The sequence below is a fragment of the Parashewanella spongiae genome, assembly GCF_004358345.1.
GTDB lineage: Bacteria > Pseudomonadota > Gammaproteobacteria > Enterobacterales > Shewanellaceae > Parashewanella > Parashewanella spongiae.
Genome location: NZ_CP037952.1, coordinates 4,599,255 through 4,625,762, shown reverse-complemented (window position 1 = coordinate 4,625,762; position 26,508 = coordinate 4,599,255). Strand labels below are relative to the sequence as shown.

Annotated in this window: 19 protein-coding genes, 2 tRNA genes and 1 riboswitch; of the genes, 17 read left to right on the top strand and 4 right to left on the bottom strand. The window is 39.4% G+C overall.

The window, feature by feature from the left end; genetic code table 11:
* Positions 1-145: 145 nt before the first annotated feature.
* From E2I05_RS18340 to E2I05_RS18310, 7 genes are all read left to right on the top strand, one after another.
* Positions 146-1,285 carry an efflux RND transporter periplasmic adaptor subunit gene (locus E2I05_RS18340; protein WP_121854336.1) on the top strand — a complete coding sequence of 380 codons (1,140 nt, stop codon included), beginning with the start codon at positions 146-148 and terminating at the stop codon, positions 1,283-1,285.
* Complete coding sequence (locus E2I05_RS18335) at positions 1,285-4,362, top strand: efflux RND transporter permease subunit (protein WP_121854335.1); 3,078 nt, start codon at positions 1,285-1,287, stop codon at positions 4,360-4,362. The genes E2I05_RS18340 and E2I05_RS18335 overlap by 1 nt, the downstream gene beginning before the upstream one ends.
* 182 nt (positions 4,363-4,544) lie before the next feature.
* A complete protein-coding gene (gene greA, locus E2I05_RS18330) occupies positions 4,545-5,021 on the top strand; it encodes a transcription elongation factor GreA (protein WP_121854334.1) in 477 nt (158 codons plus the stop codon).
* 160 nt (positions 5,022-5,181) lie between these two features.
* Complete coding sequence (locus E2I05_RS18325) at positions 5,182-5,691, top strand: hypothetical protein (RefSeq protein WP_133309796.1); 510 nt, start codon at positions 5,182-5,184, stop codon at positions 5,689-5,691.
* Positions 5,692-5,818: 127 nt separating this feature from the next.
* The gene (gene secD, locus E2I05_RS18320; RefSeq protein ID WP_121854332.1) at positions 5,819-7,624 is read left to right on the top strand and encodes a protein translocase subunit SecD; all 1,806 of its coding nucleotides are present in this window, start codon (positions 5,819-5,821) and stop codon (positions 7,622-7,624) included.
* A gap of 3 nt (positions 7,625-7,627) precedes the next feature.
* The gene (gene secF, locus E2I05_RS18315) at positions 7,628-8,536 is read left to right on the top strand and encodes a protein translocase subunit SecF (protein WP_121854331.1); all 909 of its coding nucleotides are present in this window, start codon (positions 7,628-7,630) and stop codon (positions 8,534-8,536) included.
* Positions 8,537-9,160: 624 nt separating this feature from the next.
* A complete protein-coding gene (locus E2I05_RS18310; RefSeq protein WP_121854330.1) occupies positions 9,161-11,143 on the top strand; it encodes an ankyrin repeat domain-containing protein in 1,983 nt (660 codons plus the stop codon).
* A 3-nt stretch (positions 11,144-11,146) separates the two neighbouring features.
* Here the strand turns inward: E2I05_RS18310 and E2I05_RS18305 are convergent, their stop codons facing one another.
* On the bottom strand, positions 11,147-11,785 hold the full coding sequence (locus E2I05_RS18305; RefSeq protein ID WP_121854329.1) for a glutathione S-transferase family protein: 639 nt from the start codon (positions 11,783-11,785) through the stop codon (positions 11,147-11,149).
* A 1,120-nt stretch (positions 11,786-12,905) separates the two neighbouring features.
* On the opposite strand from E2I05_RS18305, the gene E2I05_RS18300 reads away from it, so the two are divergent.
* Positions 12,906-13,502: a TetR/AcrR family transcriptional regulator gene (locus E2I05_RS18300; RefSeq protein WP_121854229.1), complete on the top strand. Its 597-nt coding sequence runs from the start codon at positions 12,906-12,908 to the stop codon at positions 13,500-13,502.
* Positions 13,503-13,930: 428 nt separating this feature from the next.
* Here E2I05_RS18300 and yhbY read toward each other — a convergent pair whose 3' ends face one another.
* Positions 13,931-14,230, bottom strand: a complete 300-nt coding sequence (yhbY, locus tag E2I05_RS18295; protein ID WP_121854230.1) for a ribosome assembly RNA-binding protein YhbY — start codon at positions 14,228-14,230, stop codon at positions 13,931-13,933.
* Positions 14,231-14,320: 90 nt separating this feature from the next.
* On the opposite strand from yhbY, the gene rlmE reads away from it, so the two are divergent.
* The 3 genes from rlmE (at position 14,321) to folP (ending at position 18,033) form a co-directional block, all read left to right on the top strand.
* Positions 14,321-14,950 (top strand): 23S rRNA (uridine(2552)-2'-O)-methyltransferase RlmE, encoded by a 630-nt coding sequence (gene rlmE, locus E2I05_RS18290; protein ID WP_121854231.1) that lies wholly within the window; start codon positions 14,321-14,323, stop codon positions 14,948-14,950.
* 30 nt (positions 14,951-14,980) lie between these two features.
* Entirely contained in the window at positions 14,981-16,948 is a 1,968-nt protein-coding gene (ftsH, locus tag E2I05_RS18285) for an ATP-dependent zinc metalloprotease FtsH (RefSeq protein ID WP_165905522.1), read from the top strand.
* 251 nt (positions 16,949-17,199) lie between these two features.
* Entirely contained in the window at positions 17,200-18,033 is an 834-nt protein-coding gene (gene folP / locus E2I05_RS18280) for a dihydropteroate synthase (protein WP_121854233.1), read from the top strand.
* Positions 18,034-18,096: 63 nt separating this feature from the next.
* Here folP and E2I05_RS18275 read toward each other — a convergent pair whose 3' ends face one another.
* Positions 18,097-18,663 carry a peroxiredoxin family protein gene (locus E2I05_RS18275; RefSeq protein WP_121854234.1) on the bottom strand — a complete coding sequence of 189 codons (567 nt, stop codon included), beginning with the start codon at positions 18,661-18,663 and terminating at the stop codon, positions 18,097-18,099.
* 716 nt (positions 18,664-19,379) lie between these two features.
* Complete coding sequence (locus tag E2I05_RS18270; RefSeq protein WP_121854235.1) at positions 19,380-22,412, bottom strand: hypothetical protein; 3,033 nt, start codon at positions 22,410-22,412, stop codon at positions 19,380-19,382.
* Positions 22,413-22,505: 93 nt separating this feature from the next.
* Positions 22,506-22,600, bottom strand: a riboswitch (cyclic di-GMP riboswitch).
* A 334-nt stretch (positions 22,601-22,934) separates the two neighbouring features.
* Between E2I05_RS18270 and tpiA the strand changes: the two genes are divergently transcribed.
* The 6 genes from tpiA (at position 22,935) to nusA (ending at position 26,492) form a co-directional block, all read left to right on the top strand.
* Complete coding sequence (gene tpiA / locus E2I05_RS18265; protein WP_121854236.1) at positions 22,935-23,717, top strand: triose-phosphate isomerase; 783 nt, start codon at positions 22,935-22,937, stop codon at positions 23,715-23,717.
* 3 nt (positions 23,718-23,720) lie between these two features.
* Entirely contained in the window at positions 23,721-24,074 is a 354-nt protein-coding gene (gene secG, locus E2I05_RS18260; RefSeq protein WP_121854237.1) for a preprotein translocase subunit SecG, read from the top strand.
* 21 nt (positions 24,075-24,095) lie between these two features.
* Positions 24,096-24,181: transfer RNA gene (locus E2I05_RS18255), tRNA-Leu, on the top strand.
* Positions 24,182-24,265: 84 nt separating this feature from the next.
* Positions 24,266-24,342 (top strand) — tRNA-Met (locus tag E2I05_RS18250).
* A gap of 164 nt (positions 24,343-24,506) precedes the next feature.
* Positions 24,507-24,962 carry a ribosome maturation factor RimP gene (rimP, locus tag E2I05_RS18245; protein WP_121854243.1) on the top strand — a complete coding sequence of 152 codons (456 nt, stop codon included), beginning with the start codon at positions 24,507-24,509 and terminating at the stop codon, positions 24,960-24,962.
* Positions 24,963-24,989: 27 nt separating this feature from the next.
* Complete coding sequence (gene nusA, locus E2I05_RS18240) at positions 24,990-26,492, top strand: transcription termination factor NusA (RefSeq protein WP_121854238.1); 1,503 nt, start codon at positions 24,990-24,992, stop codon at positions 26,490-26,492.
* Positions 26,493-26,508 lie beyond the last annotated feature (16 nt).

Here is a 26,508-nt window from a genome sequence, read left to right as displayed (position 1 = left end):
CTACATTAGTTAATCATTCCAGTAACTCAGTGAACCAGAAAATGAATTTATTCAGTGAAATCAAATTCATTACTTGCAAAAGTATTAATGACTGGTTAAATATTGAGCGCGTCTTTGCTGGTTAATTTTTGTAGGAGTTACATTGATGCCTGCTTTCGTTTTGAATACCTTCCTTCGCTACTATTCAAAAAACAGTAATTTTGCATCTATATTGTTGCTGATGGTTTGGGCTTTACATTCAATACTTAACGCGAATATTGTTCTAGCTGAAGACAATAAAGAAACAGCGATTGCTGTGCGAGTTGAACATGTAAAACAAGCTTATTTTTATGATGTGGTTCAAGAGGTCGGTAAAATTAAGGCGATTGATTCGGCCAAGCTTGGTTTTAACGCCAGTAATAAAATCACCAAAATTCACTTTAATAACGGAGATAAAGTTATTAAAGGGGATTTGATCGCAGAACTTGATAATACTGAAGCGAAAGCTGAGCTTGATAAGTCACGTAGTGGACTAGCGTTAGCAAAAACTAAGCTAGAAAGGATAAATGAATTACTGCAAAGGGAGCCTTACGCACTCTCGAAACAAAATGTCGATGAAGTAAGAGAAAAGGTCAATTTAGCCAAGGCTGACTTTCAACAAAAATTAGCCGCGATGAAGGACTATCAAATAACAGCTCCTTTTGACGGACAGTTGACCAGCTTTAGCCAATCGGTAGGTAGCCATATTGCAGTTGATGATGTGTTAGTCACCTTATATAAATTAAACCCTGTTGAAGTGTATTACGCCATTAGTCAAAATGATTTTGGTAAAGCGAAGAAAGATCAAAAGGTCAGCGTTACCGTTGAAGCTTATAAAGACAGAGTGTTCAATGGAAAAGTAAACTATGTTGCGCCAGCGGTTGACGAGCAGTCGGGACGAGTCGCCGTTCGAGCCGAATTGAATAATCCGAGCTTTGCGTTGGCACCGGGCATGTTTGCTAATATTAAGCATTATTTTGGGCATCGAGTCAGCCAAATATTAGTGCCGCAAAATTCGGTGCTGGTAAATAACAAGGAACGCTTTGTTTGGGTCGTAAAACGTAATCGAGTAACAAAACAATTGGTGACGTTAGGAAAGAATACCAATAATGGTTACGTTGTCATTACTAGCGGATTAGAGCAAGACGATCTGGTCGTTAAAACGGGCATGCAAAACCTAAAAAGTAACGCGATAATCAAAATCTTACCTGATGACGCTGATCCAAAACCAAATATTGACGCTCATTCAACATTAGGAGTGCAATAATGCTGTTACCTGAAGTGTGTATCCGACACCCAATATTCGCTTCAATTCTCAGTATAATGGTCATTCTTCTTGGACTGATCGCGTTTCAAAAACTCGACATTCAATACTTCCCTGAGCACAGTGTCCATACCGCTTCAGTAAGCGCTTCCATTCCTGGGGCCAGTGCTGATTTTATGTCGACTAATGTGGCGGATAAATTAATTGCAGCTGTTGGTGGGCTTGATAAAGTCGAAACCATGAAGACTAATTGCAACATTGGCCATTGTAGTCTGAACATAAAGTTCGCTGATGATACAAGTGACATTGAATACACTAATTTAATGAATAAGCTGCGAAGTGGTATCGAAGGTATTTCTGATTTTCCTTCTAGTATGATTAATAAACCTACGGTCACTGATGATATCTCCGCGGGTGGTTCTAGCAGCAGTAATATCATTACTTTTGTTAATACAGGAGGTATGACTAAGCAGCAAATGTATGATTATTTGGTGCAACAATTAGTTCCTCAACTTAAACATATTCAGGGTGTTGGAGCAGTTTGGGGGCCTTATGGCGGTTCACACCGAGCTATTCGGGTATGGTTGAATCCCGAACAAATGAAAGAGCTAAAAATCAACACTCAGCAAGTGGTTGATGTACTGACATCTTATAATACCAGTTTCACTTCAGGCTCTATTGTCGGCAAAACGAGAAATTTCTCCTTAAACCCTGTTACTCAAGTACAGACTGTGGATGATGTGAAGAAGTTGGTGGTAAAAACCGATGATACCAAGATCATCAGAATTTCAGATATTGCTAATGTTGTTATCGGTGAGCAAAGCTTAAATCCTTCAGTGCTCAATATTGATGGTAAACCAGCGATGTCTCTTCAAGTTCGTCCGTTAAGAAATGCCAATCCTGTTGTCGTTTCAAAGCGGATCGCAAAAGAAATTGAGCGAATGAAAAAACGCTTACCTGATAGTATTAAGATGGATTTGGTTTACAACCAAGCTGACTTTATTGAAGAGTCCATCAATGAAGGATTTTCTGCTTTGATTGAGGCTATCATACTTGTTTCTCTTGTTGTATTGGTTTTTTTAGGGAGCTTAAGAGCCGCATCAGTGCCCATTATTACTATTCCAGTGTGTGTTATTGGCGTATGTGCCGTAATGTCTTATCTTGGCTTTAGTATCAATGTATTGACAATATTGGCAATTATTTTGGCTATTGGCTTAGTGGTTGATGATGCGATAGTGGTGGTTGAAAATTGTTATCGTCACATCGAAAAAGGAGAACCCCCTTTTGATGCAGCAGTAAAGGGCTGTAAAGAAATCGTATTCCCTGTGATATCAATGACACTCACTTTGGCGGCGGTGTATTTTCCTATAGGGTTAATGTCGGGATTAACCGTCGATCTCTTCAAACAGTTTTCTTTTACCCTTGCGGCCGCGGTGATTATTTCTGGCATGGTAGCATTAACTTTATCCCCTATGATGAGTGCGTATTTGCTCAAGTCAACCACAGCTAGTACTCGTTGGTTTACCTTTGTGAATCAACGCTTACAAAGTGCTACTGACTTGTACGTTAAATTACTCGAACATTGGATTGAACATAAACAACGCATGCTTGGTATCGGCATAGGTTTGGTATGCATTGCTGGTTTTGCCTATTGGCAGTTGCCTAAGATACTGCTGCCGAAAGAAGATTCAGGCTTTATTCAAGTGGTCTCTAAAGCCCCGACAGGAGTCGGTCGCAGTTATCATTTAGAGCATATCAATGAAATTAATAAACTTACGGATGGTGAAAAAAGCGTAAGAACAAATTTATCGTTTATTGAAAGACAGCCTACCAATTTTATTTTACTCAAACCTTGGGAAAAGCGAGACGAAACGATCGATGAAGTCATCGCTTCTTTAATCAAAAAAGCCAAAGAGACTGTGTCGGCTTACAATGTTTCATTTGGAATTTATCGAGCTGATGATCTCAATATTAGCAGTAATGTTGTTTTAGAAATTACTTCGCTGCGCCGTAATAAAGAGCAATTGAGTAATAGTGCAACTAAAGTAAAAAAATTGCTCGATGATTACCCTGGTTTGACCAATGTTAGCAATTCTTTGGTGAGAGATCAGCTTAGGTACGATCTCAGTATTGATTCAAATGCCATCTCACTTTCAGGAGTGAATTATGGTGATGTCACTAATGCGTTGTCTGTGTTTCTTGGGTCTGTTAAAGCTGCAGATTTGCATGCGGACGATGGGCAGACCTATTCGATTTTGGTTCAGGTAAATCAAGAAGACTTAAGCGATTTTAACGTGCTCAATAAGCTATATGTGACTTCAGCGTCTGGTCAATCAGTGCCACTTTCTCAGTTTGTTTCAATAAAAGAAGCGACAGCAGAATCGAGTGTAAAAACCTTTAGAGGGCTAGATAGTGCTCAAATTACCGCCTCGATACTTCCGGGGTATTCTACGAGTGAAATAAAAAGTTTTCTAGACAATAATGTGCTTGAACAACTGACTGGCTCGCAGGATTTCGTTTATAACGGGGTCATTAAAGATTTAATGGATTCTCAACAAGGGACACAATCATTGTTTTTGCTGGCTTTAGTGTTTATTTATTTGATACTCGCAGCGCAATTTGAAAGTTTTGTTGACCCACTTATTATTTTACTGACTGTACCATTATGCTTAGTTGGGGCATTACTCACTTTGTATTTATTTGGTCAAAGCTTAAATATTTATTCTCAAATCGGTTTACTGACGTTGGTAGGTTTAGTCACAAAACATGGTATTTTATTGGTCGAATTTGCTAATAAAGAACAATTAAAAGGCTATCCGGCTATCGATGCAGCGTTAATGAGTGCGAAATCAAGACTACGCCCTATTTTAATGACCTCATTCACTATGATTTTAAGCGCTATCCCATTAGCATTGGCGGATGGTCCCGGTTCACTTGGACTGGCAAACATAGGTTTAGTATTAGTCGGGGGCTTGATCGCAGGGACATTTTTCTCATTATTTGTTGTTCCAGCGGCTTATGTTGCAATGGCAGAACTTAAACAAAGGGATGTATTAGCTAGTCTACGAGGTAGGAGTTAAGGCATTTATTGGACAAAATACAGATCTTAACTGGTAACTCTGGTCTCCCTTGGGTAAGCTATTACTTAATATGCGTTAACCTAGCTGCTACAGCTGTATTTCACATAATATCAATAATCATATAATTCTATGCTGAATTTTCGGCATGGTTTGCTTTTGTTTTAACGGAGAAACAAGTCATTATGAATAAGGTTCCTATGACCGTTGTTGGAGCTGATCAGCTGCGCAAAGAATTGGATGAGCTTAAATTTGAACGTCGTCCAAAAATCACTCAAGCCATAGCCGAAGCAAGAGAGCTTGGTGATTTAAAAGAAAATGCTGAATATCACGCTGCACGTGAAGAACAAGGTATTTGTGAAGCAAGAGTTCGTGATATTGAAGGTAAGCTCTCGAATGTGCAGATCATTGATGTAACCAAGATGGATAATACGGGGCGTATTATTTTTGGTACTACAGTAACCATTTTAAATCTTGATACCGATGATGAAGTGACTTATCGGATTGTGGGTGATGACGAAGCCAATATTAAAGAGAACTTGATTTCGGTTAATTCGCCAATTGCACGTGGTTTGATTGGCAAAAACGAAGGTGATGAAGTCGGTATTTCAACACCAGGCGGCGTAACTGATTACGAAATTGTCGCAGTTCAATATATCTAACTTAAGCCCCCATTAAACTTGTGATTTATTGCAGAAATAAATCACAAGTTTGATTTGAAGCTCTCAATAAGGTTAATATGTAGCCAGTTCAAAGCAAGGCTAAAATCCATTGTTAGACAAAACGATATATAAACTGTTCTCAATTTTGCTACTCATTATAATGAGTTTTGCTATTGGACATTTTGTATCTTCTCATTTCAAATCAGTATATATCAATTCTGCACAACCAATTAATCAACAAACGTATATTTCTAATACTCATAGTGTTACTCAAAGTAATAAGAATACTGTTGAATTTAGCTATATTTCATCATTATCAATTCATTCAGTTCACGCGAATGATGAGCCTTCATCACATAATTTATTTGAAGCACAGAAACCTAACCTTGAAGCTTTTATGGCCTTGTTGCACTTAGTCACTGATATGGAGCACGTGTCAACTTTTAGCTGGCGTTATATATCAGTACTGCAATTTTCAGAAGCGAATACCTACCCAATATACGAGCTGATTTCTGAAGTGTTAACCCCTCCAATTCCTTTGCTAATGGTTGGTTATCAAGTCAACTTTGGACAACAGTTGGATTGGCCACTGGAGCATGAGCATAATTCATCTCGTCTTTCGAACTGGAAAGATAGTAATCTCATCTACCGCTTTATTCAGCAAACCTAGCGTTACTCTCTCAATCTACACTTAATATCCTGAGTTCAGGTTTATCAACTAATATTTAGATGGCTATTGGCAAAAATTGACAGCTATAGCTTGGTCTTATCCTCTATGGGTTGAAGAGATTATATTTATGAACAAACAAACCAAAGTGCTAAATGAATACGCACGCTGGAAATACGTTGTACTTATCGCGTCAATATTATTAATGCTGCTTAGTGCCATACCTTCTTTGTATGGAGAAGATGGCGCAATTCAATTTAACAAAAAAGCCCGTAATGAAATCAGTTTGCTTGAAACTCAGCAGATGTTGAAGCAAGCCAAAATTGAAGTAAAACGTATTGATGATAATGACAACTCACGAGTCCTTGTCTTACGCAAACAAAGCCAGCAAACAGAAGCGAAAAATATTTTTAGCAATAAAGTTAAAGATCCAGAATCCATCACCTTAGCTTTATCTCCTGCTGCTCCAAATTGGCTGCTTAACCTAGGTTTTACGCCGTTAAAACTGGGGTTAGATCTTCGTGGAGGAGTGCAATTTTTACTAGATGTCGACATTGATATTGTTTATCACAATCAGGGTATTCAATTAATGGACGACTTAAGAAAACATTTCAGGAGCGAGAACATCAGGTCTGTCACTATCCAGCAAGGTGAGGCTGAAATACTTAATGTGCAATCGGATTCAAATAAGGGGTTAACAGCGGTAAGGCAGTTTGTCTCAACAAGCTATCCAACTTGGCAGGTTGCGAGTTCAGAGCAAGGCGTTCGTTTATTTATTAAAGCCAATCAAAAAGATGTTTTAAGAAATATGACGGTTCAGCAAAACTTGCAGATCATGCGCACACGAATCGAAGAACTTGGGATTACCGAAGCACTTGTGCAACGTCAGGGTGAGCATCGTATTCGCATCGAATTACCGGGTGTTCAAGATCCTGCTTCCGCTAAGAAAGTCATCGGTGCGACAGCAAGTTTAGCGTTTTATGAAGTTAAAGACGCGGGTTCAGTGAACGCGCAAGTTATCAATGATCAGCATGGAAAACCTGTATATGTGGCACGTCGCCCAGTATTAACGGGTGATCATATTGTTGATGCTAGATCGGCTACAAGCAAGTTGGGACAAGCAAAAGTAAATATTGCTCTTGATAGTCAGGGCGGAAGTTTGATGTCGCATTTTTCTCGTAAACATATAGGTAAACCAATGGCGACGGCATACAGCGAATACTCTCGTGGGGAGAATGGCAAAGCCAAAAAAAATACTCACATTATTAGTGTCGCCACGATACAGAGTCAATTAGGTTCTCGGTTTGAAATCACTGGTGCAGGCACACATGAAAAAGCTCAACAGCTCGCTTTATTGTTACGGGCTGGCTCAATGACGGCGCCTGTGACTATTGTCGAAGAACGAACGATTGGTCCAAGCCTTGGTGCTGAGAATATCACCAATGGCGTCAAAGCATTGGGCTTAGGTATGGGAATCACACTATTGTTTATGGCGTTATGGTACAGACGCTTAGGTTGGGTGGCTAACATTGCACTTATTTGTAATATGATCATTTTATTTGGTTTGATAGCCCTTATTCCTGGTGCAGTATTAACCTTGCCGGGTATTGCGGGGTTAGTACTTACTGTTGGTATGGCTGTTGATACAAATGTGCTTATCTTCGAGCGGATACGAGATAAATTAAAAGAGGGTAGAAGTTTAGCAGCTGCAATTGATACAGGTTTTGATAGTGCTTTTTCTACTATTTTTGATGCAAACTTCACCACAATGATCACGGCTGTAGTCTTGTACTCTATTGGTAATGGGCCGATCCAAGGTTTCGCCTTGACTTTAGGCTTAGGATTGATCACCAGCATGTATACGGGAATCTTTGCGTCTCGAGCCATTATTAACCTAGTTTATGGTCGTAATACCAGCCGTGAAGTGAGGGTGTAAACGATGAAAATTAAAGAATTTATACAACAAAATGCAACTAAATTACGCTACATGACAAGTATCGTTTCAGTTATCGCCATGGTGCTCTCTATCAGCATTATCATCATGAATGGTTTTAATTGGGGTTTAGATTTTACCGGTGGTGTGGTCACTGAAATACAGTTAGAAAAAAACATTACCCCTAAACAATTACACCCTTTACTGGATAAGGCCTATAAACAGGATGTCACGGTAATATCTGCCAGTGAACCGGGCCGATGGGTATTACGCTATTCAGATATTAAAAGTGGTGAACATCGTGCTGATTTACAAAAGGTACTAGCACCGCTAAATACACCGATTGAAATCTTAAACACCAGTATTGTCGGGCCTCAAATTGGTGAGGAACTAGCCAATCAAGGTGGTTTGGCATTGCTCATTTCTGTGATGTGTATTCTAGCTTATTTGAGTTTTCGGTTTGAGTGGCGTCTTGCGTCAGGTGCGTTATTTGCTTTAATGCACGACGTGGTTTTTGTGTTAGCTTTTTTCTCATTTACCCAAATGGAATTTAACTTAACAGTACTTGCAGCTATTCTGGCAATCTTAGGCTACTCGTTAAATGACTCGATAATTATTGCCGATAGAATTAGAGAGTTGCTCGTAGGTAAACCTAATTGGTCAACTACGAAAATCAATAATCAGGCGGTAGCAGCCACCTTTTCGCGAACGATGGTGACATCAGGCACGACATTGATAACAATAGTGGCATTGTGGATCATGGGAGGATCTGCACTTGAAGGCTTCGCCATAGCCATGTTCATTGGCGTACTAACGGGGACATGGTCATCAATATCAGTAGGGACATCGCTTCCTGAGTATATGGGACTTAAGCCGGAACATTACAAAGTCACCCCTATTTCCGACGAACCTTAGCCCTAAATAAATTGGCAAGTATATGAATGTTCAGCACTCACCTGATGGGTAAATTCAGGTTGTTTAATTTTGTATTTAACTTCAATAGATTAGGGGCTATTTATCTTTCGTGATTATTTTTGCAGCGATAGATTGGTCGTTTTATACAAGACAGAGCTTGTGCGGTTTGGTTATTATCGACATACAAAACTGTCGTTACTTCGTTTCCAAATAAGAAAACGATAACGCAGCACCTTTTATTTAGAAAGAGCGACCAATTTACGCTCTCTCTTTTTTCGATGCTTTTGAGCGTTCACTGTTCTGTGTTGTAACCCGTTTACATAGATGACTAAGCTTCACTGCTTACGCCTTGAACAGATAAAAGCTGAAATAGCACAAAATTTAATCCTGAAAGATAAACAGCCCCTAAAGTTAAATTGTGCGTTCAACCGATTTATTTAGGTTAACCGTTAATTTTTCACAAACCATCGTCAATGTTGTCTTTAGCTAACAGCATTGACTTTGGTCGCGCTTAATTCCTTTGTATAAATTACCTTATGCTGTGCTGTTCAATATTTATTCAGTATCAGTATGTCATTCTGTTTCTTTTTTACATTATTGATTTAATGATGAAAGGAGGACGCGATGGCGGCTGAGAATGTAGCTATAAATACCCCTTATGTAAGCAACTCTTTTATTGCTAAAGAAGTTGTATCAGAGCAGCCGTATGTAAAGCAGCTAAAAAAATGGACTCAAGAAAGCACTGCGAAAATATCAGTACGACTTGACTGTGTTGTACGTAATACTGACACAGCTCCGAGCGTCAAAAATAACTTAATGGATAAATTGACCTTCTTAAATAATAGTCTTGTTTTTGAGGTGGAAACGGCAGATATAAATAGTGGATATATTGCGCAATTAATAGCGATAAGCAGACTTATGAATTCTGCCGTAATTTCTAATGAACAATTACTGCAAATTTTTAAACAGCTCAATGATATTTCAGAGATAACAGTAGAATCAAGAGTAGATCGAGTTGAAAAAATATTTGAATCATTGGCTTTTGCGGATGCAGGCATCTTTAAATATGTGGTTTTTGCTAGAAAACAATTGGCCTCAGAGGTTTCAATATCATTGATGAAACCACAAAATCAAATAACCCAAACTCTGATTTCTGTTGAAGGAAAAAAATGGTGTGGAGACATGCTGGGTTACTCAACTTCAGAGCAAAGAGTGAATCTTGGTATAACAGATATACTAGATGAGCCCACATTAAAACGAATAAAGTCGAGTGCCATGATATGGTGTAGCAATTCACGAGTAACGGCGTCGCTTGCTCAATATTGTTGCTTAAAATTGTTCCAAATATCTACGGCACACAACTTTTCTGTTAAGACATTAACGCCTGATGAACTAAGTGAATGTAAAGCAATCAGTAAAATTACTGGGCTGAAGATTTCCGGAATAACAAAAATATTAAACTGTAATGGGTTGAAAAATAAAGAGACTAAAATTGCAGAGTTCTTGCATCAGCAAATCGCGAAAAATTTTGATGAAATTTTGAATCGGCAATTGCCTTACAAGTATAGACATTCAACTGAGGAAACCTCGCCAGTTTTTGCTCATATAGGTGAAATGGTTTTAGTTGATCCACAAATGTCACTTATCAACTGTTTAGATGAAACCGTTGAATTAAATGATAAGTTATCTCTTAATGTATTGAAATTTGAAAAGTTATTGATGTTGAAACCAAAGTTGCAAGCGGCATTTGTGTGCCAGTTAATACGGAGAACCATCGATTTTGATGCCTTGATAGATTTTAAAATGGATTTTGATAATTATTTTTATAAAGCCGAATTATCAATAGAGCAAGAGTGCGTTATAGAGTGCGTCGAACATACATTGACGGTGCAAGTTGCTTCCTTAGGTTATCGAGAAGAGTTTCAAGAACAGTATGAGTTGAAGTTATTAGAAACATTAAAAAAACAAGAGCATAGACCACTTAGGTATTTAAAGTCAGATAATTCAGCAACTATTGTTAGAAAAGAAATGTCAGAATTTGACGCGACCATGCCGTCAGTAATCAAAGCTGTTGAGAGTGATGCACTGGATGAGTTTAAGACTCTTTTTGGACAAGGTGGGGTAAAGGATACGAAAGTGGCGCAGCTTAATTTACTACAACTGGCTTGTGTATCTTCCAGTGTAAAAATAGTTGAGTGGTTATTGAAAAATACACATTTAGATTCGTTAACAGAAAATAAAAGTAACTTGTTACACATTGCCTGCGGTTATAGTAATGCTGAAACATTAGAAATAGTACTCAAGTATAAGAATGATGAAAAGTTATATGACAAAAACGCAAACGGTCAAACACCATTAACATGTGCGATCGCTCGAGGAGAACTGAAAATTTTAAGGGTGTTGGTAGGCCGAGAATATGTCATGCTTGCCTCGAAACAAAGTGTTCGAAATCACCCTCAAACAATTGCACAGCAAGTTAACCCTCAAATAGTAAAACCATTATCTGAGTTGTTACCTAAGGGGTTGGCTGAAATGACAAGATCACGACCTTTTTGGTCATGGCCGTTTTCATTCGGAGGCCGTCCCCTTATTTCTGGTATGGTATAAAATCTAACTCATTATTGCTTTATCTGCGACAAGTCTATTTTTAAAAAGCTGTGTTGCAAAAAGGCGTTCTTGGTAGGCGGCGAGAAGTGGCCAGCGCTTAGCGTCAATATGGTAACCAGCGTATTGCGCATTCATTAAATTTGAACCAAGAGAGAAATCTGCAGTTGTCAGTGTTTCGCCTACTAAAAAGCCACTTTCTGACAGTTGCTCATTTAAGTAGTCATAAACAGTCGGCAGTTCGTCTTTAATGATATTTTGTACTCGGCTTTCATCTGGCTCTTGCTGCATTATCAGCTTTTTGACAATTCGTTCATAAAAAATCGGGCCACAAACTCCAAGAACCGCAGTGTCTGAGTATTCTTCGAACCATCGAACTTTAGCTCTGTCGACCATATTTTTAGGGTAAATAGGGTTTTCAGGATAGCGTTGCTCTAGATATTCGCAGATAACAGAAGAATCGGCGATAGTAAGTAAGTCATCTTCAAAAGCCGGAATTTTTTTCAAAGGGCTAATTTTTTCAAAACCTTCAGGCAATCCCATAGGTGTCACGGGATTAACATCGAAAGTTATATTTTTAGCCTCTAAAGCAAAAATCACTTTACGTACAAAAGGCGATAAGGGGGCTCCGTGAACTGTTGCCATTATTTTTCCTCTTAGAATAATACTTGATAATTAAATTTATATTTTTGGAAATATAGCGTCTTTTAACCTAGAAACATCAGTTGACTGCGTTCTCAAGCGTAGAAAAAATGGCTGATAGTAAGGCGTAGCTTGCAGCAAGTAGTTATTCTACTTGCAAAAGTTACAACGCAGATAGCAGTCATTTTAGCAAGCTTGTGAGCGTAGAGCACTTCACTCATAGGGTGAAAGCCATGCTGATAAAATCATTATATTGCTCAAACAGTTACTCGTATACTCAGCGTTCAACTGATGTTTTTAGGTTTAACCTAGAAACATCAGTTGACTGCGTTCTCAAGCGTAGAAAAAATGGCTGATAGTAAGGCGTAGCTTGCAGCAAGTAGTTATTCTACTTGCAAAAGTTACAACGCAGATAGCAGTCATTTTAGCAAGCTTGTGAGCGTAGAGCACTTCACTCATAGGGTGAAAGCCATGCTGATAAAATCATTATATTGCTCAAACAGTTACTCGTATACTCAGCGTTCAACTGATGTTTTTAGGTTTAACCTAGAAACATCAGTTGACTGCGTTCTCAAGCGTAGAAAAAATGGCTGATAGTAAGGCGTAGCTTGCAGCAAGTAGTTATTCTACTTGCAAAAGTTAAAACGCAGATAGCAGTCATTTTAGCAAGCTTGTGAGCGTAGAGCACTTCACTCATAGGGTGAAAGCCATGCTGATAAAATCATTATATTGCTCAAACAGTTACTCGTATACTCAGCGTTCAACTGATGATTTTAGGTTTAACCTAGAAACATCAGTTGACTGCGTTCTTAAGCGTAGAAAAAATGGCTGATAGTAAGGCGTAGCTTGCAGCAAGTAGTTATTCTACTTGCAAAAGTTACAACGCAGATAGCAGTCATTTTAGCAAGCTTGTGAGCGTAGAGCACTTCACTCATAGGGTGAAAGCCATGATGATAAAATCATCATATCGCTCAAACAGTTACTCATATACTCAGCGTTCAACTGATGATTTTAGGTTTAACATTATTGCATAAGTAACCAATCGGTAAATATATTATTCTAATTGTTGTTACCCGACAAGTTTTTTACCAAATGGTTCGATATAGGTATACTGGCGTAATCAATGAGCTGTGAATTGTTGGGGGCATTAATGGCTAGGCCGAAAAGTTATCAACCTGAGAAAGTCGTTGATGTCGCTTTAGGAGCATTTTGGGAGAAAGGTTTTGCAGCTACTTCACTAAGTGATTTAATGTCAGTATCAGGATTGAATAAAAGAAGTTTATATAATGAGTTTGGCAATAAAGACGCATTATTTGGTTTGGTTTTGGATCGCTATATCGAAATAAGAAGCCCTGTCGCTAAACTATTGCTTAAAACCCCACTAGGCATTGAGAATATTCGACAATATTTAAGAAATATGGCAAATGAAACCGATGATAGAGGGTGTTTACTTTTGTTAAGTTTGAGCGAGCGTTCATTATTAAGTGAAGTTAATTTACAAAAAGTGATCAGTACGATAGAAGAGTTAAATAGACTGATCGAAATGAATGTGGATGCCTCAAATTTATCACCAGTTGTAGATAAAAAATCCCTAAGTCGCCTTATCAGTACGCAAAGTTTGAGTATTGCTGGAATGGGGAAATTGCAATTGAATAGAGCTGATATTACGGCTGTTACAGAACAGTTTATTCGTTTATTACCTAACGAAATGCCTAAATGAAAATGGATCAAGTCGATAAATCGTAACTAGGGTCTGTTGATCTTTCAGGATTAAATTTTGTGCTATTTGAGCATTTATCTGTTCAAGGCGTGAGCAGTGATGCTTAGCCATCTAAGTGAGCTGGTCACAACACAGATACAGTGAATGCTCAAAAGCATCGGAAAAAAGAGAGAGCGTAAATTGGTCGCTCTTTCTAAATAAAAGGTGCTGCGTTATCGTTTTCTTATTTGGAAACGAAGTAACGACAGTTTTGTATGTCGATAATAACCAAACCTCACAAACCCTGCATTGCATAAAATAACCAATTTATCGCTGCAAAAACAATCACGAAAGATCAACAGACCCTAAATATAACGAGATAAATAAAACCACGCTTGAACGTGGTTCGAGAATTATTTAATCTAAGGTCTGTTTATGCAAAGCTCAGATTATTTAGCTTTAGGAATGGCAATTTTCATTTCTTCGGACTGGCGGAAAAGTACGAGGATATGACCGATTTGTTGGATTTTCAGTGCTTTTGTTTCTCTAACAATCGCATCAACAATTGCATTTTTCACTTCACGATCAGCAGAAGCGACTTTCACTTTTATTAGCTCATGGTGAGTTAATGCACCATCAATTTCAGCCAGTACTCCCTCAGTTAAACCGTTTGAGCCTAGCATTACAACAGGTTTTAATGCGTGTGCTAGCCCTTTTAAATGCTGCTTTTGTTTAGTGGTTAAGTTCATTGGTACCAACTTTTTCTGAGTTACTGTTGAAAAGCGGGTATTCTACCCTTATATAGCATCTATGTAATACTGATTTGTTGCGGATTATCAATGTCAGCCAAAAAAAGAACAGCGAGTTCTGCTCGCTGGATGCAAGAACATTTTGACGATCACTATGTTAAGTTATCGCAAAAAAGAGGCTTAAGATCGCGTGCTGCGTTTAAACTTGAAGAAATTCAGCAAAAAGATCACCTCATAAAACCTGGCATGACAGTAGTTGATTTGGGCGCCGCTCCAGGTGGTTGGTCTCAAATTGCGGTTAAACTTGCAGGTGAAAAGGGTAAAGTCATTGCTTGTGATATTTTGCCAATGGATCCGATTGTAGGTGTTGACTTTTTACAAGGCGATTTTCGAGAAAATAAAGTGCTTGATGCTTTGTTAACTCGAGTAGGTGACGCAAAAGTTGATGTAGTATTGTCTGATATGGCACCTAACATGAGTGGCTCAGGTGCGGTAGATCAACCTAGAGCAATGTATCTTGTTGAACTTGCATTAGATATGTGCAATCAAGTGTTAGCGTCAAATGGTGCGTTTGCAGTAAAAGTATTTCAAGGTGAAGGTTTTGATGAGTACATGAAAGCTGTTAAACAAGCTTTTAAAGTGGTCAAAACACGCAAGCCTGAGTCTTCTCGTGCTCGTTCACGTGAAGTGTATTTGGTAGCGACCGGATACAAGTTGTAGTACCCTAATCTAAATCATCGAAAGACTTTAATGAGGTCGAAAAATTTGAGTGACATGGCAAAAAATTTAATCCTCTGGGTGGTTATCGCTGTAGTGCTGATGACATTATTTCAAGGATACTCTCCATCTTCTTCTTCGGTACAAAAGATGGATTATTCGAGCTTCTTAGATGACGTCCGTAATGGAACTGTCTCACAAGTAGAAGTTAAAAACGATCAACGCACTATTGAAGGGATGAAGCGCACAGGTGAAAAATTTGTCACTATCATGCCGATGTATGATCAAGATCTAATCAATGACTTAGATCGCAAAGGCATTTCCATGAAAGGCCAAGAGGCAGAAGAGTCAGGTTTTCTGACTCAAATCTTTATTTCTTGGTTCCCAATGCTGCTTTTGATTGGTGTTTGGATTTTCTTTATGCGCCAGATGCAAGGCGGTGGTGGTAAAGGCGCGATGTCATTTGGTAAAAGTAAAGCCAAATTGATGAGCGACGACCAAATTAACACCACCTTTGTCGATGTTGCAGGATGTGATGAAGCCAAAGAAGAAGTCAGTGAGTTGGTTGACTATTTAAAAGATCCAACCAAATTCCAAAAGTTGGGTGGACGTATTCCTACGGGCGTTTTAATGGTTGGCCCGCCAGGTACGGGTAAAACTTTGCTAGCCAAAGCCATTGCGGGTGAATCAAAAGTACCCTTCTTTACGATTTCTGGTTCAGACTTTGTTGAAATGTTTGTTGGTGTCGGTGCATCGCGTGTTCGAGATATGTTTGAACAAGCGAAAAAGTCAGCACCTTGTATTATCTTCATCGATGAAATTGATGCAGTAGGTCGTCAACGTGGTGCTGGTGTAGGCGGTGGTCACGATGAACGTGAGCAAACCTTAAACCAGATGTTGGTTGAAATGGACGGTTTCGAAGGTAATGAAGGCATTATCGTTATTGCAGCGACTAACCGCCCAGATGTATTGGATTCAGCATTATTACGTCCGGGTCGTTTTGACCGCCAAGTTGTTGTGGGTTTACCTGACGTTAAAGGCCGAGAACAAATCCTTAAAGTGCATATGCGTAAAGTGCCGCTGGCAGACAATATTAAAGCCAGTATTATTGCTCGCGGAACGCCAGGTTTTTCAGGGGCCGATCTTGCCAATCTCGTGAACGAAGCGGCACTGTTTGCTGCTCGCGGTGAAAAACGTGTTGTCGGTATGGATGAGTTTGAAAAGGCTAAAGATAAAATCATGATGGGCGCTGAGCGTCGTTCTATGGTGATGTCTGAAGAAGAGAAAGAAATGACGGCTTACCATGAAGCAGGTCATGCTATTGTAGGTTGTTTAGTGCCAGATCATGATCCTGTACATAAAGTGACGATTATTCCTCGTGGGCGTGCACTGGGTGTGACTTTCTTCTTACCAGAAGGTGATGCGATTAGTCAGAGCCGTCAAAAGCTTGAGAGTCAAATATCAGTGGCTTATGGCGGTCGTTTAGCGGAAGAAATGATCTATGGCGCTGAAAAAGTATCAACTGGCGCGTCACAAGATATTAAATATGCGACATCGATTGCTCGTAATATGGTTACTCAGTGGGGTTTCTCAGATAAGCTGGGTCCATTATTGTATGCGGAGGAAGATAACGAAGTTTTCTTAGGTCGCAGCATGGGCAAATCAAGCCATATGTCTGATGAAACTGCTGGAATTATTGATTCAGAAATTCGCGTTATTATTGATGGAAATTATCAACGTGCAGATAAGCTTTTGAAAGACAATGAAGACATTCTTCATGCTATGAAAGATGCATTGATGAAATACGAGACGATAGGTGCAGAGCAAATTGATGACTTAATGAATCGTCGTGAAGTGCGAGCACCTGCTGATTGGCAAGATGATAATGATAGCAATGATACGGATAACAGCAGTGATTCGAAAGCCGAATTAAAGACAGATGTTAAAGAATCTAAGCCAGATAGTGACATTAATGATGCTGAAAGCACTCCAGCAAAATAACATCTAGAGTCATTTTTGGAAAGTTGCGGAAGAAAATATACCGATGAGTTCTCGTCACTCCAGCGCAGGCTGGAAACGAAGTAACGACAGTTTTGTACGTCGGTAGTCTATTGCCTTTGCTTTTTTCTATAAAAGCTACTGGATACCAGCCTTCGCTGGTATGACAAAGATTGGTACTTTCTAAATCGCTAGATCCCTTATTGTTAGTTAAGGCCCCTTAGTTGGGGCTTTTTTGTTTTAGGAAACTGAATATGTCATTTGAAGTAAAATGTGGTAATAAAGTTTTAGACTTATCAACACCTGTCATCATGGGTATTTTAAATGCAACCCCTGACTCGTTTTCTGATGGCGGACAGTTTCACACTTATGAAACAGCTTGCAAACACGCTGAAGAAATGATTAGCCAAGGCGCACGTATCATTGATGTTGGGGGCGAATCCACCAGACCAAATGCCCCTAAAGTGTCACTTGAGGAAGAGTTAGCTCGTGTTATTCCTGTTATCAAGCACTTAAGTAAAAAAGATATTTTGATTTCCGTCGATACCAGTAAGGCCGAGGTGATGAAGCAAGCTATAGCTGCTGGAGCGCATATCATCAATGACGTTAGGGCGTTGCAAGAACCGCAGGCTTTAGAAATGGCTGCCAGTCTTAATGTCCCCGTTTGTATAATGCATATGCAGGGTACGCCACAAACCATGCAGGTTAAACCAAAGTATCAAAACATCATTGAAGAAATATCGAATTTTTTTGAGGTCAGAATACAAGCATGTTTAAGAGCGGGCATTAAAAAAGATCATATTATTTTAGATCCTGGTTTTGGCTTTGGAAAAACACTGGAGCATAATTTACAGCTCCTTGCCCAGCAGGATGAATTTCACAAGTTAGGTTGTCCTATATTGATTGGGCTATCCAGAAAAAGCATGTTTGCTCAGCTGCTTAATCGAGATGTTTCTGAACGGTTAGCTGGAAGTTTAGCTGGAGCCTTAATTTCAAGTCAGAAAGGCGCACATATTATTAGAGTGCATGATGTGCAAGAAACATTTGATGCATTAGAAACAAATAGAGCGATTCAGAAGTTTCTTTAGTTAATGATTTTTTCGTGGTTTATTTAAGGTTTGAGTAAACCACGGTTAATTCTTTCAAATGGATTAAAACCCTTCAGCGGGTTCTATTTTTAAGAGTTCTAAGTTTCTGGCGATATCTTCTGCTGCCGTTTCAGCATTCACATCATCATCGATATGAAGAATTCGACCATCTTTTCCGATGTAAAAAGTCACTCGGCTCGCTAAACCTAGAAAGTTTAAGACCTTATAATTTTTAACAGTTTGTTTTGTTGGATCGCTTAACATAGGAAAGTCTGCTTTTTCTTTCTTAGCAAATTCTGTGTTGTCTTCTAAGCTATCAACGCTTGCCATCATATAAACGGCGTTAAACTTTTTTATCATATGACCTTTTTGCACTAATGAACGACACTCAAAGGTACAGCCACGAGTGTTTGCCATTGGATAAAAGGCGAGTATTACGTTCTTTAGGCCTTTGTAATCATTAAGGTCGTAGTGGTGCCCATCCGTTGCTTGCAATTTAAAATGTGGAGCCATATCACCGACTTTTAATTCATCGGCAAATGCATTGACTGAGATAAATAAAGCGGAGGATAAAAAAAGAGTTTTGTAGAGTAACGTGCGGCCTTGTTTGAATAAATTTAAAATAATCATAAATCCTTCCTTGAATGAGCTGATTTCATCTATTTTAGCCTTTAAATTGATTATTTGATTATATGTGAAGAAAAAAATAATGAAACTGAAATAAATATAATATGAAGCGTTGAACCTATTAAATTTGTTATGCAGTTTATTATAGGGAGATAATACCAATTACAGTAATTAAATGCTCAACTCAGAGCTATGTATGCGCACAAAGTACAAACGAAATTGGTGAAAACATAGTTATCTACGTTGAGATAATTTTGTGAAGTATTCTTTATAAATACAAAGTGTGCGCATACAAGCTCCCGAAGGGCAAGGCTAAAGGTTTCCATTACTGAGTTACACGCTCTTGAATTATCCCGACAAAAGCACTAAGTGCGTTGAACGCCAGTTTTGTATGGCGGCCTAAGGGAATATAGTACTTCGAGCATGCGCCTTGTACTGAAAACCTTTATCTCTTGCTGAGTGAGAGATTAATTACAGTAATTGGTATAACTTAAGATAGAGCCCAGACACAGTAATGCAGGACAGTTTAGATATAAATAGAGAAAATTCTCGTCGCTCCTGCGAAGGCTGGAGTGACGAGAACTCATCGGTATACTTTCTTCCGCAACTTTCCTTATCTGACGGGCATTACCCAGACACAGGTTGTTTAACCTAGAAACATCAGTTGACTGCGTATATGAACACTCCCAACCAATTTTATCTAGGTTTAAAATAGTAAGTTAACGACAATACTGGCTTGCATCAACGCCAGAAATATTACCAAGTCGAGCAATTGCCGCAGTAGCCTTAGCGGGTAGCTCGGATTTTCTTAAGTCAGCGAGTTGATTGAAAGTGAATTCTCCACCTTGGTATTGTTGGCGATGACAAACTAATGATAACCAGTCAGAATGGGTGAGCTCTCCTTGGCTATTCACCCTGACAGGTTCATAAGAAAAAGCTTTACCAATCCAATCGATCATCTCTATTTGCTCATTCGTCATGCTTGGAAGCGATAAAAGCTTAGTTAACACATTCACACCTTGAGCATCTTGAATAAATAAATCTTCGCCTACATCTGCAAACATCATTCGTGTAATGGTTTTATCAACTTGATAATCAATAGCTACATGAAGTGGTGAATCCCCTGCAGCATTTAAAACCTGACGGCTCTGTGACTCAAACGCATAATCAGTGGTATTTAACCAAATCGCTTGCATCACTTTAGGGGCATTAGTGCGTACAGCATAATGCAGCACAGAATCACCGGCTTCAGTTGTCATATAACGTGTTGGCTTACTGATGGTTAAGCGTGGATCGGCACCACCTAGCATTAGTGCTTTGATGGCATTTAAACGTGCTTGGAATTTTTGCTGATGTTTTATGTTATTTCGCTGTGACAACTTATTTTTCGCTTGAACTGCAAAGTCAATCGCACGAGCTAACATCCAACCATCAGGGTTTCCATGACCATCTAGGTTAACGTTAACGCCAGATTCAATAATCTTGTTAATGTGGTGTAAATCTGCTTTCGCCAGAGCTCTACGTAAGTCTCGGTAGTTATATTCGGAACCTTCATAAGCTTGGCGACGATGTAACAACTGCTTTGCTCTAGATTCTGATAATGCTTGACGAGTCACTCGGCTGTGGTTCCAAAGAGAAGACCAAGCACCACCGCCACGAACGGCGCCGATAACTCCGTATGTGTCGAAGTCCTCATCATAGGCCCACAGGGCAGAACCCGACTCTCCCCCAGCAGTGTCAACCATCGTATATTCAACCGTATTTCCACCCGCTGGCATTAAGGTGTGAATTTTACCGCCACGCCATCCTGAGTTTGGGTTGTTTTCATGGATCCCGTGGGAGCGAAACTCACCATCTTTTAAGTGCAGGCTGCTTGGAAAGGTGTAAACCAATGGTTGAGGGTAATCGATAGTTTCTTGATTGCCCGAATATGGCGTATTTAAGTTTCTCAAAACATAATCAGAGAACGTTGGTCCAGCTGTATTGTTATTTCCAAAATACGGGCTGAAATAAACGTTGTAACGGCTATTTTGGAACTTACTCAGAGTTTCAGACAGCCGTGTGCGCTGAAACTGGAATTCTTCATAACTTATTTGATTATTTCTAAGTTTGACGAAGAGATCATTTTGCGCTTCTGAATACTGTTTGTGATCTTTTTCATCTTGCGCTACTAAATATGAGTAAGAGATAGGAGAGTATGACCATTCGCCATTTTTAGGGTGAAAGAAACTCGCTTCGCAGTGTCCCGCACTCATTATTAAATCTGCCGCCAGTAGTACACCACGACAACCTGGATTACCGATAGTAGCGTTTTGAAGTTTCGAAGGAATATTTAATTGTGTAGGGTAGGGGGTAGAAGGCAGTCTTGGCTGTAGGTTTTGTTCAATATCTAGTCCATTTATTAAATTTAATTTATGTTCACTCATCCAATATGATAGACCATCTTGGCCATTATTCGCGATGATGCAAAGATAATGATCATTTAATGTAGGTGCTGAAAGTTCAAGATAAATTTCATTGTCCTTGAGTAGAGTACCACTTGTTCTTGATTCGCAGGTGTTCCATACAGAGTCTCTATTTTTATAACCATTATCAGAAAGGTAAGTGATATAAACTTGTTGAGCGCCATTTATATAGCCAGAAATAGTGTCACTGTCAGCAACTTCTGCATCGACTGAATCATTGATAATAATTTCTGGTTTAGGCTCTTGTTTGATCCAACCTACAGGCTCGGTGAAAAAATTACCTTCCGAGTCCTCTATTTGGATACAAGCAAAATAACCATGTAACTCAGTCTTACCAAAAAAATTAAAGCGGTGTTGCTGTCCAACTTCTTGAATTATCTTAGCTTGAGGTTCAGCAAGCCCGCATTGATCAGCTTGTTCAAGCATTAGTATCCTTGTATTTATGATACTTAGAGGAGTATTAAACCCCCAGTTCAATTGTCCAGATTCAGCTTTTTTCTCATGCAAAGGTACTTGAGGCCTTTGGTAAATTTCTATATCGACTTTTTTTCCGCTGAATAGAAGGCGCTCACTCGACAAAGTTACATTGTGATCACTTTTTAATAAGCTACTAATTTGAAAGTTAGTCCCTGAATTAACAGATGAGGCATGAATTTCGATATCTAAACCTTCAACAGACCAATTTCCATCATCATCCACCTCTGCAAGCTGAATAATGTTGCCATTGTAATCGGTTATCGCAATATCAGTGCCTTGTTCAGCTTGACCATTAAGTTCAAAAGACTGTGTGGTGCCAGCATGTTGTTGCCGATAAAAATAATTCACTTTATTGATAGTTTGCCCTTGAGAAATCTCATCAACAAACTTGAAATCAAGGGTGTCATTATTGACATGGTTAATGTCTATATTAGGTTGAGTTAAATTGAGCGTATGGTGACTTTGAAATACTTGCTTATTACCTTGTTCATCTTCGACGTATACACAGACTATACTACCATTGAAGCCTTTATGATTTCGAAAATTAAATGTGAAATCCTTGGAAAAATGCTGGCCAGATATCGCTTCAGGGCGGAATGCATAATACGGAAGCCTACACCACTGAGCTGGATATGCTTCTACCTTAATCTGCTTAAGTGACTCCGTTGAGTCTACATTTACACGAAAAGACTGGAAAGGATAGCCATTCGTTGGTGTGGTTGGTTGAACATCAATATTGATATCAGCGTAAGCTGTGCTCATTGATAGTGATAATAAAACCGCTGCGTTTAATTTAGAAAAGTTCCACATGAACTGACCTCTTTATTTAAAAAAATAAACAGGTGATTAGACTGGATTAACATAAATAGATGTGTATTAACTTTTACGATTAGAAAGTTATACTCCAGCAACCCCGCTATCATAATCATTGAAAAATTCTTGATCTTAGACCGGAAGCTTTGCGTCCCTGACTTTCGACAGGTTTGCCTTTTTCACCTAACTAAAAATTAACTATTGTTACTTAAAGTTTGATTTTCGTTTTATATTATTACAATAAAGTTAAGTGATGCGTTACAAAAAATACTCAAATTATGTAAAAAATGCTCTAAGTGGGCAATAAGTGAACAGTTCGTTGTTTTTATTGAGTGATTAATAAAAAATAGATAACACAAACATATAAAAAATGTCACTTTGTTGGCTAAATAAACAATGTTGTCAAAATGTTGGCTGATATTTGGTCATGTCGACAGCAAGAGATAAAAATTACTTCACAAGGTATTGTAAGTTATTAAGTGGTTCGATATCATTCAGCCCGCTTTAAAGGAGACTCCAATGGCACTCAGACGTCCAATGATAGCGGGTAACTGGAAAATGAATGGCAGTGGAACGCTAGCCAATGAGTTGTTCCGTAAATTTACCTCAAAGCTAAAAAATGATTCCGCGGAAGTCGTACTGTGTCCGCCGACAATTTATTTGGAGAGTGTTAGGCAGCAACTCGAATCAACTAAAGATTCTCTTAATGGATCCTTGGTTCGCATGGGGGCGCAGAATGTTAGTCAACATGACTTCGGGGCCTACACGGGTGAAGTGTCAGCGAAAATGCTTAAAGAAGCAGGCTGTAATTATGTCATTGTAGGTCACTCAGAACGACGCAGGATGTATGGCGAAACCAGCGATATTGTTGCAGATAAATTTGCTGCTGCTCAAAAGAATGGTTTAACACCTATTTTGTGCGTCGGTGAGTCAGGGCCAGCTCGTGAAGCTCGCCGAACTTTTGAAGTGATAGCTGAAGAATTAGATATAGTTATCGAGAAAAATGGTACCATGGCTTTCGATAATGCCATCATTGCTTATGAGCCACTTTGGGCTGTAGGTACTGGTAAAAGTGCAACACCAGAACAAGCGCAAGAAGTACATGCATTTATACGTAAGCGTTTGTCGGAAGTGTCACCATTTATTGGTGAAAATGTAAGAATTTTATACGGTGGTAGCGTTACCCCAAGTAATGCCGCAGATTTATTTGCTCAACCAGATGTTGATGGTGGGTTAATTGGCGGGGCGAGTTTAAACTCTACCGAATTTTTGAGTTTATGTAGAATAGCGATGAGTGCATAAAACATGTACGAAGTATTAATGGTAGTTTATTTATTAGTGGCGATTGCATTGATTGGATTGATATTAATCCAACAAGGTAAAGGCGCTGATATGGGTGCATCTTTTGGTGCAGGCGCATCAGGAACACTTTTTGGTTCAAGTGGAGCTGGAAATGCTCTTACAAGAGCCACAGCAATATTAGCGATATTATTCTTTATCATTAGCTTAGCTATTGGCAATTTAAGTGCTAATCATGCGAAAGTTGATGATTCATGGAATAATTTAGGCGGAGTAGGGCAAGCTACAGAAGAACCTGTTAGCACACCGAAAACGACTGATGCTGAAAAGAACAAAACTGAAGATACAATCCCAGATTAATTTTCAGTAATAAACAGTTATGCGGATGTGGCGGAATTGGTAGACGCGCCATCTTGAGGGGGTGGTAGCCTTTGGCTGTGTGGGTTCAAGTCCCACCATCCGCACCAAAAATTAACTTAAGTTAGAGATAAATATCTTTGAGCTTAGTTATTGCAAGTAGCGACAATAGTTAATATACTTGCAGCAGTTGACGCGGGATGGAGCAGTTTGGTAGCTCGTCGGGCTCATAACCCGAAGGTCGTTGGTTCAAATCCAGCTCCCGCAACCAGCTCCCTATAATATTCTTTAGGACTATTATAGTTACAGGTTCTTATAATATTAACCTCGTATTTACGGGGTTTTTTGTTATTTGTAAACCTGAAATTGCCACAAAATCAGTGGTGTTGTAATGGGGCTGTTATAGCCCTTTTTTCGTTTTTTGTGGGGGTCGTTTTGGCAAGATTAGAATCCAAGCTTGCAGCTATGTTAAGCGTACCGGTCGAAGCATCAGGCTTTTCGTTATGGGGAATCGACTTAGTACAAGCGGGTAAGCATTCTACATTAAGGGTGTACATCGACAGTGACGACGGCATCACCATTGAAAATTGTGCAGAAGCCAGCCGTCAAATAAGTGCTGTGCTGGATGTAGAAGATCCAATTTCCAACGAATATACCCTAGAGGTATCTTCACCTGGTGTCGATCGGCCGTTATTTACCGCCGAGCAATATGCGACTTATCTGGGTGAAGACATAAAAATTTTATTGCACATGCCGGTAAACGGCAGTCGTAAATTAACAGGCACCGTGACAAAAGTAGAAGGTCAAATGCTTTCTCTTGAAGTTAATGGTAAAGAAACGCTAATTGCTTTAGACAATGTTCGTAAAGGCAATTTAATAGCGAAGTTTTGATGGTTTCAAGGTGAACGAGGCAAGACTATGAATAAAGAGATTCTGCTGGTCGCGGAGGCGGTATCAAACGAGAAAGGTGTACCCCGTGAGAAAATTTTTGAAGCGTTAGAAATCGCTTTAGCTACGGCTACAAAGAAAAAGTACGAGGGCGAAATCGACGTACGTGTTTCTATTGACCGTAAAACGGGTAACTACGATACATTTCGTCGTTGGTTAGTTGTACAGCCTGAAGATGGGTTCACACTAGAGAATCCATTTGCTGAAATTACTTTTGAAGCTGCAGAATTTGACACTCCAGGTGTTCAAATCGGTGAATATATCGAAGATCAAATTGAATCCGTTAAATTTGATCGGATCACCACGCAAACTGCGAAGCAAGTAATCGTTCAAAAGGTTCGTGAAGCTGAGCGCGCACAAGTTGTCGAGCAGTTTGCACAGCATGAAGGCGAATTAATTACGGGTATCGTTAAGAAAAGTAGCCGTGAAACAGTGGTCATCGATTTAGGTAACAATGCTGATGGTGTGCTGTTCAAAGAAGATATCATTGCTCGGGAAACATTCCGTCCGGGCGACAGAGTACGATCTTTGTTGTATTCAGTCCGCCCTGAAGCTCGAGGCGCACAGTTATTTTTGACGCGAACTAAGCCGGAGATGTTGATTGAGCTTTTCCGTGTAGAAGTACCGGAAATTGCTGACGAAATGATTGAAATCATGGGCGCATCTCGTGATCCAGGCTCTAGAGCAAAGATTGCCGTTAAGTCAAACGACAAACGTATTGATCCAATCGGTGCTTGTGTTGGTATGCGTGGTGCTCGAGTTCAAGCTGTGTCGAATGAGCTTAGTGGTGAACGTGTTGACATCGTATTGTGGGATGATAATGCCGCTCAATACGTGATTAACGCTATGGCACCTGCTGATGTGGCGTCAATCATCGTTGATGAAGATAACCACTCAATGGACATTGCCGTTGAAGAAGGTAGCTTAGCTCAAGCGATTGGACGTAATGGTCAAAATGTACGTTTAGCGACTCAGCTTACTGGCTGGGAGCTTAATGTCATGACAGTTGAAGACATGAAAGCAAAACATCAAGCTGAAAGCGTTAAGGTAGTTAATCTATTTGTTAGCTCACTCGACATTGATGAAGATTTTGCTCAAATGTTGGCTGACGAGGGCTTTACTTCACTAGAAGAAATCGCTTACGTACCAACATCTGAATTGCTTGAAATTGATGGATTGGATGAAGAGATTGTTGAAGCGTTACGTGAAAGAGCAAAATCTGCGATTTCAACATTAGCTTTAGCAACGGAAGAAGCCTTGGATGGAGCGCAACCAAGTGAAGATTTACTTGGTTTAGAAGGATTAGAACGTCATCTTGCATTTGTTTTCGCAAGTAAAGGTGTCGTGACGTTAGAAGATTTAGCCGAACAAGGCGTAGATGATTTGATCGAAATAGAAGAATTGACAGAAGAAAGAGCTGGTGAGCTGATCATGGCGGCCCGCAATATCTGTTGGTTTGGCGATGAAGCATAAGTCGATCAACAGGGGG

Bases quoted from the DNA above. Each gene is read 5' to 3' on its own strand.
- E2I05_RS18340 (WP_121854336.1), top strand. From the start codon at position 146: ATGCCTGCTTTCGTTTTGAATACCTTCCTTCGCTACTATTCAAAAAAC.
- E2I05_RS18310 (WP_121854330.1), top strand. From the start codon at position 9,161: ATGGCGGCTGAGAATGTAGCTATAAATACCCCTTATGTAAGCAACTCT.
- ftsH (WP_165905522.1), top strand. From the start codon at position 14,981: ATGAGGTCGAAAAATTTGAGTGACATGGCAAAAAATTTAATCCTCTGG.
- E2I05_RS18300 (WP_121854229.1), top strand. From the start codon at position 12,906: ATGAGCTGTGAATTGTTGGGGGCATTAATGGCTAGGCCGAAAAGTTAT.
- secG (WP_121854237.1), top strand. From the start codon at position 23,721: ATGTACGAAGTATTAATGGTAGTTTATTTATTAGTGGCGATTGCATTG.
- secF (WP_121854331.1), top strand. From the start codon at position 7,628: ATGAAAATTAAAGAATTTATACAACAAAATGCAACTAAATTACGCTAC.
- greA (WP_121854334.1), top strand. From the start codon at position 4,545: ATGAATAAGGTTCCTATGACCGTTGTTGGAGCTGATCAGCTGCGCAAA.
- secD (WP_121854332.1), top strand. From the start codon at position 5,819: ATGAACAAACAAACCAAAGTGCTAAATGAATACGCACGCTGGAAATAC.
- rlmE (WP_121854231.1), top strand. From the start codon at position 14,321: ATGTCAGCCAAAAAAAGAACAGCGAGTTCTGCTCGCTGGATGCAAGAA.
- E2I05_RS18335 (WP_121854335.1), top strand. From the start codon at position 1,285: ATGCTGTTACCTGAAGTGTGTATCCGACACCCAATATTCGCTTCAATT.
- tpiA (WP_121854236.1), top strand. From the start codon at position 22,935: ATGGCACTCAGACGTCCAATGATAGCGGGTAACTGGAAAATGAATGGC.
- E2I05_RS18305 (WP_121854329.1), bottom strand. From the start codon at position 11,785: ATGGCAACAGTTCACGGAGCCCCCTTATCGCCTTTTGTACGTAAAGTG.
- folP (WP_121854233.1), top strand. From the start codon at position 17,200: ATGTCATTTGAAGTAAAATGTGGTAATAAAGTTTTAGACTTATCAACA.
- E2I05_RS18325 (WP_133309796.1), top strand. From the start codon at position 5,182: ATGAGTTTTGCTATTGGACATTTTGTATCTTCTCATTTCAAATCAGTA.
- nusA (WP_121854238.1), top strand. From the start codon at position 24,990: ATGAATAAAGAGATTCTGCTGGTCGCGGAGGCGGTATCAAACGAGAAA.
- yhbY (WP_121854230.1), bottom strand. From the start codon at position 14,230: ATGAACTTAACCACTAAACAAAAGCAGCATTTAAAAGGGCTAGCACAC.
- E2I05_RS18270 (WP_121854235.1), bottom strand. From the start codon at position 22,412: ATGTGGAACTTTTCTAAATTAAACGCAGCGGTTTTATTATCACTATCA.
- E2I05_RS18275 (WP_121854234.1), bottom strand. From the start codon at position 18,663: ATGATTATTTTAAATTTATTCAAACAAGGCCGCACGTTACTCTACAAA.